At 64.9% G+C, this 13,216-nt stretch carries 13 protein-coding genes, 1 other RNA gene and 3 pseudogenes; 10 read left to right on the top strand and 7 right to left on the bottom strand.

The window, feature by feature from the left end:
• Positions 1–306: 306 nt before the first annotated feature.
• A pseudogene (locus V7E26_RS15215) lies at positions 307–696 on the top strand (ATP-binding cassette domain-containing protein); the annotation flags it as partial.
• 69 nt (positions 697–765) lie between these two features.
• Positions 766–1,164 carry a hypothetical protein gene (locus V7E26_RS15210; protein WP_324417373.1) on the top strand — a complete coding sequence of 133 codons (399 nt, stop codon included), beginning with the start codon at positions 766–768 and terminating at the stop codon, positions 1,162–1,164.
• Here the strand turns inward: V7E26_RS15210 and V7E26_RS15205 are convergent.
• Positions 1,146–2,078: a DMT family transporter gene (locus tag V7E26_RS15205; protein ID WP_324417371.1), complete on the bottom strand. Its 933-nt coding sequence runs from the start codon at positions 2,076–2,078 to the stop codon at positions 1,146–1,148. The two genes, V7E26_RS15210 and V7E26_RS15205, sit on opposite strands and share 19 nt — an antisense overlap.
• 72 nt (positions 2,079–2,150) lie before the next feature.
• A complete protein-coding gene (locus V7E26_RS15200) occupies positions 2,151–2,894 on the bottom strand; it encodes a sulfite exporter TauE/SafE family protein (protein ID WP_324417369.1) in 744 nt (247 codons plus the stop codon).
• A gap of 206 nt (positions 2,895–3,100) precedes the next feature.
• Between V7E26_RS15200 and V7E26_RS15195 the strand changes: the two genes are divergently transcribed.
• Entirely contained in the window at positions 3,101–3,817 is a 717-nt protein-coding gene (locus V7E26_RS15195) for an alpha/beta fold hydrolase (protein WP_324417367.1), read from the top strand.
• Between the two features lie 185 nt (positions 3,818–4,002).
• Here the strand turns inward: V7E26_RS15195 and rnpB are convergent.
• Positions 4,003–4,424: RNase P RNA component class A (gene rnpB / locus V7E26_RS15190), an RNA gene on the bottom strand.
• 135 nt (positions 4,425–4,559) lie between these two features.
• On the opposite strand from rnpB, the gene V7E26_RS15185 reads away from it, so the two are divergent.
• The gene (locus V7E26_RS15185; protein ID WP_324417365.1) at positions 4,560–5,459 is read left to right on the top strand and encodes a LysR family transcriptional regulator; all 900 of its coding nucleotides are present in this window, start codon (positions 4,560–4,562) and stop codon (positions 5,457–5,459) included.
• Positions 5,460–5,569: 110 nt separating this feature from the next.
• Positions 5,570–6,001 carry a PAS domain-containing protein gene (locus tag V7E26_RS15180; protein WP_324417363.1) on the top strand — a complete coding sequence of 144 codons (432 nt, stop codon included), beginning with the start codon at positions 5,570–5,572 and terminating at the stop codon, positions 5,999–6,001.
• Between the two features lie 24 nt (positions 6,002–6,025).
• Here the strand turns inward: V7E26_RS15180 and V7E26_RS15175 are convergent, their stop codons facing one another.
• The 3 genes from V7E26_RS15175 to V7E26_RS15165 are packed head-to-tail and all read right to left on the bottom strand — an operon-like array spanning position 6,026 to position 7,753.
• Entirely contained in the window at positions 6,026–6,151 is a 126-nt protein-coding gene (locus tag V7E26_RS15175) for an MFS transporter small subunit (protein ID WP_324417361.1), read from the bottom strand.
• 8 nt (positions 6,152–6,159) lie between these two features.
• Positions 6,160–6,315: a hypothetical protein gene (locus tag V7E26_RS15170; RefSeq protein ID WP_324417359.1), complete on the bottom strand. Its 156-nt coding sequence runs from the start codon at positions 6,313–6,315 to the stop codon at positions 6,160–6,162.
• Positions 6,316–6,325: 10 nt separating this feature from the next.
• Complete coding sequence (locus tag V7E26_RS15165) at positions 6,326–7,753, bottom strand: L-lactate MFS transporter (protein ID WP_324417357.1); 1,428 nt, start codon at positions 7,751–7,753, stop codon at positions 6,326–6,328.
• Positions 7,754–8,032: 279 nt separating this feature from the next.
• Here V7E26_RS15165 and V7E26_RS15160 point away from each other — a divergent pair, with 279 nt between their 5' ends.
• Entirely contained in the window at positions 8,033–8,383 is a 351-nt protein-coding gene (locus tag V7E26_RS15160) for a YciI family protein (RefSeq protein ID WP_324417355.1), read from the top strand.
• 136 nt (positions 8,384–8,519) lie between these two features.
• Positions 8,520–9,757, top strand: a pseudogene (locus V7E26_RS15155) (RNA polymerase sigma factor).
• Between the two features lie 50 nt (positions 9,758–9,807).
• On the opposite strand, the gene V7E26_RS15150 reads toward V7E26_RS15155, so the two are convergent.
• Complete coding sequence (locus tag V7E26_RS15150) at positions 9,808–10,674, bottom strand: N-acetylmuramoyl-L-alanine amidase (protein WP_324417353.1); 867 nt, start codon at positions 10,672–10,674, stop codon at positions 9,808–9,810.
• 455 nt (positions 10,675–11,129) lie between these two features.
• Here V7E26_RS15150 and rsmH point away from each other — a divergent pair, with 455 nt between their 5' ends.
• From rsmH to V7E26_RS15135, 3 genes and pseudogenes are all read left to right on the top strand, one after another.
• Complete coding sequence (gene rsmH / locus V7E26_RS15145; RefSeq protein WP_324417351.1) at positions 11,130–12,125, top strand: 16S rRNA (cytosine(1402)-N(4))-methyltransferase RsmH; 996 nt, start codon at positions 11,130–11,132, stop codon at positions 12,123–12,125.
• Between the two features lie 2 nt (positions 12,126–12,127).
• Entirely contained in the window at positions 12,128–12,520 is a 393-nt protein-coding gene (ftsL, locus tag V7E26_RS15140) for a cell division protein FtsL (RefSeq protein ID WP_324417349.1), read from the top strand.
• A pseudogene (locus V7E26_RS15135) lies at positions 12,517–13,216 on the top strand (penicillin-binding protein 2); the annotation flags it as partial. The gene ftsL and the pseudogene V7E26_RS15135, both read left to right, overlap by 4 nt.

Raw genomic sequence — 13,216 nt, 5'->3', positions numbered from 1 at the left:
GCCCGCATGAGCGCAGCGATATGCGGGAACGACGGTTGCGATACGGCTGGACGGAAGGAGCGGCGCCGGATATCGCTGCGCTCATCCCGGCTGCAGGCCGGAGCCATTGCGGCTAGCGATTGGAATGACGAGTCATGGTCGGCTATCGACGCAATTTCGTCCCTTGGCGGCACGTTCTTCTTCACCGTCACCGTCGCAGACCGGAAGTCCAAAGTCCTCGTGCATCGCACCGATCTTCTGCAGCGCGCTCGCATTGATACGATCGGCATCGCGCACATCACGCCGATGTCATGTTGCAAATCACCGGTGATGCGGCTGCCGAAAGGCTACGGCACGCTGGTCGGCGAACGCGGCGTCAAGCTGTCGGGCGGCGAGCGGCAGCGTGTCGCGCTGGCGCGTGCGTTCCTCGCGGATGCGCCGGTCTTGATCCTGGACGAGGCAACCTCGAGCCTCGATTCGGAATCGGAGGGCCTGATCCAGCAAGCGATGGAGCGGCTGATGAAAGGGCGCACCTCGATCGTGATCGCGCACCGGCTGTCGACGGTGCGGAGCCTCGACCGTATCCTGGTGTTCGATCGCGGCGAGATCGTCGAGCAGGGCACCCACGCGGCGCTGACCGCGCGCCCCGGCGGTATATATCGCGGGCTGTTCGAACTGCAGGCCACGGAATTCGGCCGCGTCTCGGCAGCGGAGTGATGTGAAGCACATTGTTGCGGACCCGATCGGTGTCGGAATATGTTTTCCGGTATCGAGAGGGCCCGCACGATGCGCTTGTTTGGCAAGGATCGGCCGCCGGACGTCTGGGCATCAGGCGTTCAGCCCGAGGGGGACATCGAGACGGCGCAACGGATTCGCGAAATCTGCGCCTCCGCCGCCGGCATTGTCGAGCGGATGTCGACGCTGCGCGGCCGCAATGCGGAAGCGGAGAAGAATGCCGAAGGCGAGCGATACCAGGCGGCGATGAGAAGTGCGCTCGAACTCGCCAAGACGATGTCCGACGATGCCATGCGCGACGTCTCGGTCAGCCAGATCATCCGGCTCTGCGTGAAGGCGGACCATCTGAAGACCGCAAAGGTGCTGCTTCGCGCCATCCAGTCGGAAAAGATCAGGAGCGAACTGGCCCTGGAAAGTCCGTCCCTGATCGATCAGGACGCGGCCAGCTGAGGCGGTTCGCGATCCCGCTGCGGCACGGAGGGCGGCGCGGCCCTGGTGCGCGTGCGTGTCGAGATCGCGACCGTCAGCACGACGGCGGCGGCGAACAGCAGGATCTGCAGCGTGATGGTCTCGTCGTTGAAGAAGGCGGCGAGCGCGAAGGTGACGAAGGGCTGCAGGAGTTGTACCTGCGAAACCCGCGCGATGCCGCCCATCGCAAGTCCCGCATTCCAGGCGAAGAAGCCGATCCATTGCGAGAACAGCGCGACATAGAGCAGCCCGAGCCACGGCTTTAGCGCGATCTGGCCGGCATCGTGCGGCATCGCCAGTACGGCGGCGGGAAGCGAAAGCGGCAGGCCGATGACGAGAATCCAACTGATGACCTCCCAGCCAGGCATGGATGACGTCAACCTGGCGGAGAAGGCGTAGCCGACCGCGGAGACGGCGACGGCCGCAAACAGCAGCAGGTCGCCGGTCGAGAACGCGCCGCCGCCTTGCCGCAGGGAAAACGCGATCACCAGCGCGGCGCCGGCGACGGAGGCGATCCAGAACAATGGTCTCGGCCGTTCGTGCGTGATGGCGACGGCGACCAGCGAGGTGGCGATCGGAAGCACCCCGAGCACCACGCCGCCATGCGAGGCGTCGACCCGCTGCATTCCCATCGACATCAGCAGCGGAAACAGGACTGCGACGCAGAGCATCGCAACGACGAGTTGGCCCCACAGCGCGCGGGGCGGCAACGGACGGCGCAGCACCAGCAGGAGCGCCAGCGAGCATAGCCCGGCAATCGCGGTGCGCAGCGCGGTCAGGGCAACCGGATCAATTTCGGCGACCGCGATCCGCGTCGCCGGCAGCGTGCCGCCGAAGATCACCATGCCGATGAAGCCCAGCAGCAGCCCGAGACGTTCGCGCGAGTGGAAATTCATGACGCGACTGGTAGCCGCTTTGCCGATCAGCGTACAGCAATCTACTCGGAGCACATGGCGGCTATGCGCCCTTCACCTCGGAGCAATGCTGCTCCACACCAGCAGGACGCCGGACATGAACAGCAGCGCCAGCACGACGTCGTAGAAATTACGATCGTTGAGCGCGTGATAGGTTCGCATCCCGAGATGGGTGCCGATCAGGATGCCGGGCATTGCCAGCAGGGCCAACCAGAGCACGTCCAGTTTCACGAAACCGATGGCGATCTGCAGGCAGAGCGCGGCACTGAGCACGGCGCCGTTGAATATCTGGAAGACGCCGCGGCGCTGGTCCTTGGTCCATCCGCGTATGCTGGCCCACAAGGTTGGCAGCGGGCCCGACAGGCCGGCGAGGCCGCCGAGAATGCCGCCGGCAAACCCGACGCAGGCATCGGCGAATCGGCCGCCGAAGCGGAACGCCATAGGCTTCCGGATAAAATAGAGGGCGGCCGGGAACACCAGCAGCATCGCGCCGACGCTGAGCTTGAAATTTTGCGGATCGGCGCGCGCTACCAGCGTCGCCCCGATCGGCATGCCCAGGAGGCCGCCGGCCACGAACGGCCAGGCCAGCTTGAAATCGAACACCTTCCGCATCGACGGCAGCGTCGAGATATGCGCGCTGACCGAGCAGATCAGCACCAGCGGCACCGCGATCGACGGCGGCACGATATAGAGCCAGACCCCGAGCGCCATCAGCGCCGTGCCGAATCCGGAGAGACCCGAGACAAAGCCGCCGGCGAGCGCGCCGCCCAGCAGGATCGCGTAGGTGGTCAAGTCCACTCTTCTGTTTCCTCCGTCATTCCGGGATGGTCCGAAGGACCAGACCCGGAATCTCGAGATTCTCAGGGACGCAATTGCGCCCCATAGTTCGATGCTGCGCATCGCCCCGGAATGGCGACGTTCGAATTTGCGCCGACGTTTACACGAGGCGCCGGACAGGTACTATCGCAACAAAGCCTTCAACAACAGCCGGTGGAAACCTCCCGATGAATGCAGCTTCTCCAAAAACCTTCCTTGTCTGTCATGGCGCTTGGTCCGCAGGCTGGGCCTGGAAGAAGATGCATCCGCTGATGCAGGTGGCAGGGTATCGCCTGGTCACGCCGAGCTACACCGGCCTTGGCGAGCGCGCGCATCTGGCGCATTCGAAAATCGATCTCAATTCGCATATCGAGGACATGCTGAATGTCATCATGTACGAGGACCTGCGCGACATCGTGCTGATCGGGCACAGCTATGGCGGCATGGTCGCGACCGGCGTCGCCGACCGCGCCCGCGACAAGGTAAGCCAACTGATCTACATCGACGCCTTCGTGCCCGAGGACGGGCAATCGCTGCTTGACCTCAACGAGCCTGCGCGGGCGCGGATGGAAGAGTTGGCGAAGACCGGCGATGGCTGGCGTGTGCCGCCGAACCCGACGCCGGAAGATACGCCGGCCGCCGACGTCGAATGGCTTAGCGCGCGGCGCGTCGACATGCCGATCAAATGTTTCGACACGCCGATCAGGCTGCAGGGCGGCCCGCTGACGCTGCCGCGCAGCTACATCTACGCCACCCGGATCACGCCGGCCGACACCTTCGGCCGCTTCGCGACGGTGGCGAAGGGCGATCCGTCCTGGGGTTATCATGAGATCGACGCCAGCCATTCGCCGAACGTCACCGCGCCGGAAGCGCTGACGGCGCTGTTGCGGAAGATCGCGGCGTAGCCGTAGCAATCGTAGCCCGGGTGAAGCGCAGCGCAACCCGGGGCCATGGAAACCTGAATCCCGGATTACGCTCCCGCTCCATCCGGGCTACCGGACTGAAATTGAAATGGCGAGGGGTCCGGCGTGTTCGCGCCGAACCCCTCATTTCAGCAAGACGCGTTTTCTTCGAAAACGCTTTCGCATCCGATATCAGCCGGCCTGTAAGCCGGGTTCTGTAGGGCACCATCCTTGCGAATGGTACGTGACGGCCATTCCTCTGGGACCGTGCTTGCGCATGGCCTCGAGCAACCTACCCGGACGGCGAGCCTGACATCGCCCTGCGGTGTTATCGCTGTTCGCGAACTGACCGCGTTGCCGCCCCTATTCGGTTTTGCTCCCGGTGGGGTTTGCCATGCCGTCTCCGTCGCCGGATACGCGGTGCGCTCTTACCGCACCTTTTCACCCTTACCCCCTGACGCCGAAGCGAAGGAGGGCGGTTCGTTCTCTGTGGCACTTTCCCTGGGGTCGCCCCCGCCGGACGTTATCCGGCACCGCATGTCGATGGAGCCCGGACTTTCCTCTCCCGCAGCCTTTCGACCGTAGCGGGAGCGGCCGTCCGGCCGACTGACGCCCTACGAATGGAGGCTCCGGCGCGGCGCGTCAAGCGATCACGATGGTTAATCCCGGCCGTGAAGGATAATTTTGACATCCGCTGAACTGCGGGATTTGATATCGAAACCGTCGATTGAAGGTGCTGTGCGCCGTGGATACCGAACTGGCCCGAACGTTCCTGACCGTGGTGACCGCGGGCAACTTCATCGCCGCGGCGGAGCGGCTGCACGTCAGCCAGTCCACCGTGAGCACGCGCATCCATACGCTGGAGCAGCAACTGGGGTGCACGCTGTTCGTTCGCAACAAGGCCGGCGCCACGCTCACGCCCGCGGGCCGGCAATTCCAGCGTCATGCTTCGACGCTGGTGCGGACGGTCGAGCAGGCGCGGCAGGATGTCGGCATTCCCAAAGGCTTCAGCGGAACACTGGTCGTCGGCGGCCGCATCGGCCTGTGGGAGGAGTATCTGCTGCGATGGCTGCCGCTGATGCAGGCGGCCCATCCGGACATCCTGATCCGGGCCGAAAGCGCGCTCGAACCCGAGATCATGCAGGGGCTGGTGGAAGGGCGCATCGATATCGGCGTGATGTACACGCCGCAAAGCCGCCCCGGCCTCAAGGTCGAGCAGTTGTTCGACGAGCGTCTCATCCTGGTGTCGACCGATCCGAAGAGCGCGCCGGAGCCGCAACCCGGTTATGTCTACGTTGACTGGGGGCCGGAATTCTACGCCCGCCACAGTGCGTTCTTTCCGAGCTTCACGGGACCGTCGTTGACGGCGAACGTCGGCTGGCTCGGGCTGCAGCATCTGCTTGATAATGGCGGCTCCGGCTTTTTCGCATACCGGATCGTGGAGCCGCTATTGAAGGAAAGGCGGCTTCACGCCGTCAACGGTGCACCGGAATTTTCCCTGCCGGCCTATGTGATCTATCCGACCGACCGGCAGGTCGAGCACATGTCGGGCGCAATCGAACTCATGCACAATCTCGCCGATGCACTGGCAAAGCCTTCAGCGGAAACGCCGTCGAAGAAGCGCGCGGCGCGCAAGCGGCGCTGATCGATGCCAACTTGAATCGGTTTTGCCGATCGCAGCAATCGCCATTCTTCGCTTGTCAACGCGAACGCGCGGGTTCAGATCAGCATAGTGGAAGCGAGCGGGGACGCACGATGGATATTCTTCCCGGACTTGGCGACGCGCTGCTCAACAGCGCCTCCGATGCGATCATTGCGACCGACCGGGAAGGGTTGATCACCTTCTGGAATCCCGGTGCGGAGCGGATATTCGGCTTCGCTGCCGCGGAGGCTGCCGGCCGGTCGCTCGACCTGATCATTCCCGAAAATCTGCGCGCACGGCACTGGGAAGGATTTCGCCATACGATGGCGACCGGAACGAGCCGTTATGGTCACGGCGATCTGTTGTCGGTGCCCGGCCTGACCAGAGACGGCCGCCGAATCTCGGTCGAATTCACCATCGTGATGCTGCGCGACGATGCGGGTGAGGTCACCGGCACCGTCGCGGTCATGCGTGACGTGACGAAGCGCTTTGAGGAGTTGAGAGAACTGAAGCGCCGGCTCGCTCGGGCCGGCGCCTCATCATGATCGCCTGCTGGTGCGACCAGCAGCCTATTGAAACAGCTTCATGGCGTTGACGAGGGTCTGGGCCACGCCGGCAAGCAAGGGGATGCCGGCGAAGCTCCAGGCCAGGACCAGTTGCAGCGTCGTGGTCTGCGATGTCGAGCTATTCTGCATGATTTTTCCTATGCGCCCTCGGGATTGCCGCTTGCGGCGACGTCGGCGTTGATCTGGCTGGCGAGATATCTTGGCTTCATCGCCGCGACGATGCGTGAGGCATGAAACGAAGCCCAGAGCAGCAGCAGTCGCCTGAACGGCATCTCGGCATATGACGGTTCCATGATGACCTCCTTACGCATGGCTCGGCGCGGCTTGCGCCAGATCGGCATCCGCTTCGGCCTTCATGTGGTGGCGCTTGTCGACCGCCTTGACGCAGAGATTGGCGATGAAGCCGACCACGAGCAATCCGGCCATGATGTACATGGTGGTGTTGTAGGCCTGCGCCTTCGGCACGCCGTGCGTGACGTTGTATTCCCTGATGTAGTTGATCAGCACCGGGCCGGCGATGCCGGCTGCGGACCATGCGGTGAGCAGGATACCGTGAATGGCGCCGACGTAACGGGTGCCGAACATGTCGCGCAGGTAGGCCGGCACGGTCGAGAAGCCGCCGCCATACATGCTGACGATGATCAGGAAGCAGATCACGAACAGCGCGACATTGCCGCTCGCGCCGGCATACGGCACCGTCACGTAGAGCACGAAGCCGAGCGTCATGTAGACGAAGTAGGTGTTCTTTCGTCCGATATAGTCGGACAGCGAGGCCCAGCTGAACCGGCCGCCCATGTTGAACAGGCTCATCAGGCCGACGAGGCCCGCGGCCGCCACTGCGGTGATGTGACCGGGGAACATTTCCTGGCTCATCGCGGAGGCCTGGCCGAGCACGCCGATGCCCGCGGTGGTGTTGCAGAACAGCACGATCCAGATCAGCCAGAATTGCGGCGTCTTGATCGCCTGATAGACGAACACGTCGTTGTTGGTCATCAGCCTGCTGGCGGTGGCGGGCGGCGTGTAGCCTGCGGGCTTCCATCCCGGTGCCGGCACGCGCACGATCGCCGAACCCACCATCATGAAGACGAAGTACACGCAGCCCAGCGTGATGAAGGTGGCGAATACGCCGACGTCGGACGAGCTTGCGAACTTGCTCATCAGCCAGACCGACAGCGGCGAGGCGATCAGGGCGCCGCCGCCAAAGCCCATGATCGCCATGCCCGTGGCCATCCCGGGACGGTCGGGAAACCATTTCATCAAGGTCGAGACCGGCGAGATATAGCCGATGCCGAGCGCGCAGCCGCCGATGACGCCGTAACCGAGATAGATGATCCAGAGATTATGCAGATGGACGCCGAGCGCGGAGATCAGGAACGCGCTGGCCCAGCACACGCCGGCGGTGAACATTGCCCGGCGCGGACCGCCTTCCTCGACCCAGCGCCCGAAGACCGCGGCTGACAGCCCGAGGAACACCATCGCGATCGAAAAGATCCAGCCGAGCTCGGTGAGTTTCCAGTCGGCGGAGGCTGATTGCGAGATGCCCAGCAACTTGGTCATCGGCAGGTTGAACACGCTGAACGCATAGGCTTGGCCGATGCAGAGATGCACGCACAGCGCCGCCGGCGGAACCATCCAGCGGCTGTAGCCGGGCTTGGCGATGGTGTGTTCGCGGTCCAGGAACGGCAGCAGGGTTCGCGAACGCAGGCCGGAGCCGTCGATTGTCGTCGTCATGAATCCTCCAGCGCGTCATTCTGTTGGGGCAGGCGAATCGCCCTGATCGCGAAACCGCCGTGATCGCGCGCGGCCGTCAGGCTACGCGGAGGGGTAATTTTGACAAACGAATAATATTGGCTGTTATTATCGACTAGCCCGATATGAGCGTTCGCGCACGGCATTGTGCGCCGGAGGCGGCTCCGCGCCGCTCCGCAATAAATTATTCTGACGATGTCGTTTGGCGCGGCGCCCGTTCGACCGGGTGTCGGCGATCCAGCCGATCAAGGGAGTTTCGAGATGCAGTATTTGCTGATGATCTATCGTAGTGAAGCCGAGCTATCCAAAATGGACGCAGCGGCACGCAAGCAGATGACGGCGGAATACGGCGCGTTCACCCAATCCATCATTCAGAGTGGTCATTTCAAGGCCGGCGACGGCTTGCAACCGTCAACGACGGCTACCACCGTGCGGGTCCGCGACGGCAAGACGCTGACGACCGACGGGCCGTTCGCGGAGACGCGGGAGCAACTCGGCGGCTATTATCTGGTCGAGGCCAGGGATCTCGACGCCGCCCTCGGCATCGCCGCGCGTATCCCCGGCGCCAAGACCGGTTCGATCGAGGTCAGGCCGATCATGATCTATGACTAGCCGTCGTTCCGGGGCGCGCGAAGCGCGAACTATGGTGCGCACTTGCGCACCTGAGAACCTCGAGATTCCCAGGGGCGCAATTGCGCCCCACAGTTCGATGCTTTGCATTGCCCCGGAATGACGACGTTGGGAAACCATGACCCCGGTCGAGATCGAAAGGATTTTTCGCGACGAGGCGGGCCGCGCGCTGGCCACGCTGATCCGCCTCGTCGGCGATTTCGATCTGGCGGAAGACGCTCTTCAGGATGCGGTGGCGGCGGCGCTGGAGCGCTGGCCCGCCGCCGGCCTGCCTGCAAATCCGCGCGCCTGGCTGGTCAATGTCGGCCGCAACAAGGCGATCGACCGGGTCAGGCGCAACATCAATTTTCGCGGCAAGCAGCCGGCGCTGGAGCATGAGCTGCTGCTCAACGCGTCTGAAACGTGCGACGATGCCAGCGGCGCGCTCGACGACGACATGTTGCGTCTGATCTTCACCTGCTGTCATCCGTCCTTTGCCGCGGAAGTGCAGGTCGCGCTGACGCTGCGTACCGTATGCGGACTGACGACCGCCGAGGTCGCGCGCAGCTTTCTCGTCAGCGAGGACGCGATGGCGCAGCGGCTGTTGCGGGCCAAGCAGAAGATCCGTCTTGCCGGCATTCCCTATGAGGTCCCGGAACGCGATGCGCTGGCACCGCGGCTCGAGGGCGTGCTCGCCGTGATCTATCTGGCGTTCACCGAGGGCTACGCGGCTACTTCAGGCGAGGATCTGATGCGGCCTGATCTGGCGCGCGAAGCGATCCGGCTGGCGCGGCTGCTCGATGCGCTGATGCCGGGACGCGGCGAGATCAAGGGGCTGCTCGCGCTGATGCTGCTGCACGATTCGCGCCGTGCCGGCCGCGAGACCACGGGCGGCGACATCGTGCTGCTGGAGGCGCAGGACCGGACGCTGTGGGACCGTGCGCAGATATCGGAAGGATTGTTTCTCGTGGAAGAGGCGCTGCGGATACCGGGGCGGCCGCAATCCTATGCGGTACAGGCGGCGATCGCGGCGCTGCATGCGCGTGCGCCTGTTTACGAGGATACGGACTGGCGGCAGATCGCCGGCCTCTATGAAGTGCTGCTGCGGATCAGCCCGTCGCCGGTGATCGAACTCAACCACGCGGCTGTCGTGTCGATGGTCGATGGTCCTGCGCGGGCGCTCGACCTTGTCGACGCGCTGGAGGCGCGGGGCGGGCTGAAGGGCTATGAATTGCTGCCGGCGGTGCGCGCCGACCTGCTGCGCCGGCTCGGCCGCCGCGACGCCGCGCGCGAGGCGTACATGAAGGCGAGCGCGGCGACGAGCTCGAGCCGCTGCGGCGGCTCTATGCGCGAAGGATCGCGGAGATGGATTCGTAGCCGTCGTGGCCGGGACAAGCCCGGCCATGACGAGAAGGCTACGAGCTGGACTACCTCGCCGCCACCGTTGTCATCGCATCCGCCGGAAGGCTCGCCAGCAGGGCGTGCAGCGTGCCGATGGTCGAGAGGTCGGCGATCCCGTCGACTTGCGCGGGACGGAAGTGGCGCTGGAACGCGCTGACCACTTCCATGGTCGGGCCGTCGTACTTGCCGGTGATCGGGATGCTGTAGCCGTATTTGGCGAGCGCGGCCTGCAGGTCGGCGACGGCGTTGCCGATGCTGCCGAGCTTGAGCGTTTCGCCGCGCACGATCGGCGCCGGCTGCACCCAATGGCCGACGCCGGAATTCGCCAGCAGGTGCCACGGGAATTTTTCGCCCGGGTCCTTCTTGCGCGCCGGCGCGACGTCGGAATGCGCGAGCACGCGATGCGCCGGGATCTTGCGGCGGAGCATGATGCCGCGGCACAGCGCGATCACCGCGGCGATCTGGCGCGACGGGAAATCCGGATAGCCCCAGTCGTGGCCGCGATTGATGATCTCGACGCCGATCGAGCAGGAATTGATGTCGTCCTCGCCGGCCCAGGAGGACACGCCGGCGTGCCAGGCGCGCCTGGCTTCCGGCACGCTCTGTACGATGCGGCCGTCTTCCAGCACGATGTAGTGCGCCGAGACATCGGTGCCGGGGGTGCAGAGCTGCGCGATCGCGCCTTCCACATCCGGCATGCCGGTGTAGTGCAGCAGGATCATGTCGGCGACGAGCCCCCTGTTGCGCTCGCCGAAGTTCGGCGACGGGATGACGTCGGAAGCGATCGAGGAATCGGGCGTGAAGGTCTTCATGTCGGCGTTGGCCCTGGGCACGGGGAGGGCGCGTTGACGCTTCGAATCAATACCAGCAGAGGCGAACGAACCAGTAGTCATTTTTTAATCTCAAAGGCGGCGGCAGCGCGGCAATGATCTTTTTTCAGGGACATTTGCGTTTACTATTCATTTACCTGGCGGCCACGCAATGCGGCGGCCGCATTCTTCCCCGCATTTTGATACCGGTGTGTCACCATTTTCCGGCGGCTCAAAGGCGTCCAGAAGCTGTAACCGATCATCAACGCTTTCTTAACGCTAAGTGCCGTTACTAAGTGGTGAAGAGCCGAACCGGGTTAGGGACGGCCGAGGCCCTTTTTCGCGCTCGAAATGCCATGGCAACCCAGCAAATTCCGTCTGGAAACGAGCCGGCGCGAAACCGGGTTGGATGCGGCAATCGTGCCGGGTCGTGGCCTCTCGGCCGCAGCAGCCCGGCGAAGCGCAGAGATTTGAGGCGCAATGGGCCGGTTCGCGTCCACTTTGCAGGTGATCGACCGAAAAACGCCGGGGGACGGCGCATGAGCTCGGCTGCTCCGCGCCATATCCCGGTGCTCGGCCGCGAGGCGGTCGAGATGCTGGCTCCCAGGGACGGCGGCGTCTATGTCGACGCCACCTTCGGGGCCGGCGGCTACAGCCGCGCCATCCTTGATGTTGCGGGAACCCGGGTGATCGGCATCGACCGCGACCGGTCGGCGATTGCCGCCAGGTTCGACCTGGTCGACCGGTCCGAGGGACGGCTGACCCTGGTCGAGGACCGTTTCTCCAACCTTGCGGGGGTCTGCGCGGCCGAGGGTGCTGCGGCGGTCGACGGCGTCGTGATGGATGTCGGGGTTTCCTCGATGCAGCTCGATCAGGCCGAGCGCGGCTTCTCGTTTCGTCTCGATGGCCCGCTCGACATGCGGATGGGCCGTGACGGCCCGACCGCGGCTGACGTGGTGGCGAAGGCCTCCGAGGCCGACCTCGCCAACATCATCTATATCTTCGGCGAGGAGCGCCATTCCCGCGCGGTTGCGCGCGCCATCGTGGCGGCGCGCAAGGAGGCCCCGATCACGACGACGCAGGCGCTGGCCGATATCGTCGGCCGCGTGGTGCGCTCGAAGCCGAACGAGATCCATCCGGCGACGCGCACGTTCCAGGGCTTGCGGATTTTCGTCAACGCGGAACTCGACGAGTTGCATCTGGCGCTGGCGGCGGCCGAGCGCGTGCTCAAGCCGGGCGGACGGCTCGCGGTGGTGTCGTTCCATTCGCTGGAAGACCGCATCGTCAAGGACTTCCTCAACGCGCGCGGCAAGACCGGCGGCGGCTCGCGCCATCTTCCCGAAGTGGCACAGGCGGCGCCGAGCTTTCAGATATTGACCAAACGCCCGGTCACCCCCGGTGACGCGGAGGTATCTGCCAATCCGCGCGCGCGTTCGGCAAAGCTGCGCGCGGCCGAGCGAACCGCAGCGCCGGCGCATACGGCAGATCGGCTGCCGTCCTGGCCGCTCCTCGCCGACGTGATGAGGGGAGGCTGATCATGCGGATCATCCACTTCCTCGTCATCGGCGTGCTGGTGTTCGCGGCGGCTCATGTCTACCGCATCAAGATGGAATCGACCTCGCGTGTCGAGCGTGTGCTGCGGCTGAACGCGGAGATCCGCGAGCAGCGCGATGCCATCGCGGCATTGCGCGCCGAATGGGCCAAGCTCGACGCGCCGCTCAGGCTGCAGGGCCTCAGCGAACGTCACCTCAAATTGCAGCCGCTCGCCGCCACGCAGTACGACCAGTTGAAGAACCTGCCGGAACGGCCGCCGGCGTTTGCCCGGCCGGGCGCGCCCGATCCGATCGGCGCCATGATCAACACCATCGAGGCCGCCGCCGACGCGCCGCCCACCACCGGATCGGTGCCGCAGCCGGGAGACCAGCAATGACCGGCCGGGCGCTTGCCAAAGTCAGAAAGCCCGCGGAACCGTGGCAGCAGCGGCTGATCCGCAGCCTGCTCTACGGGCGCAATGTCGACCGCGTCGCCAAGGCGCGGGCGCGTGTGGGATTGGCGATCCTGCTGTTCGCGACGGTCTATGCGGTTCTCGCCGGACGCCTTGTCATGTTCGCGGTCGGCGCCGACAGCCATGGCGCGCGGCGCGCCGCCGCGCAGGACGCGATTGCGACCGCGCGGCCCGATATCGTCGACCGCAACGGCGAGGTGCTCGCCACCGACGTCAAGGCGCCGAGCCTGTTCGGCGAGCCCAGGCGCATCATCGACAAGGACGAGGCGATCGAGCTTCTCACCGCCGCGCTGCCGGACCTCGATACGGCGGAGGCGCGCGCGCGCTTGTCGTCGCGCAAGGGATTCGTCTGGCTGAAGCGCGAGATCACGCCGAAGCAGCAGCAGGACATCCACAAGCTCGGCGTTCCCGGCATCGGCTTCCTGCGCGAGAACAAGCGCGTCTATCCGACCGGCGCCGCCGTCGCGCACCTGATCGGCCTCGTCAACATCGACAACCAGGGTATCGCCGGAATGGAGAAGTGGCTGGACAACAACGGTCTGGCCGATCTGCACCGCGCGGGCTTTGCCACCGACCGGCTGCAGAAGCCGGTGGAACTGTCGATCGATCTGCGCGTCGAGC

Source organism: Bradyrhizobium sp., from assembly GCF_036735945.1.
Taxonomy (GTDB): domain Bacteria; phylum Pseudomonadota; class Alphaproteobacteria; order Rhizobiales; family Xanthobacteraceae; genus Bradyrhizobium.
The sequence above is the reverse complement of the archived record's forward strand: the minus strand, read 5'-3'. Positions and strand labels throughout refer to the sequence as shown.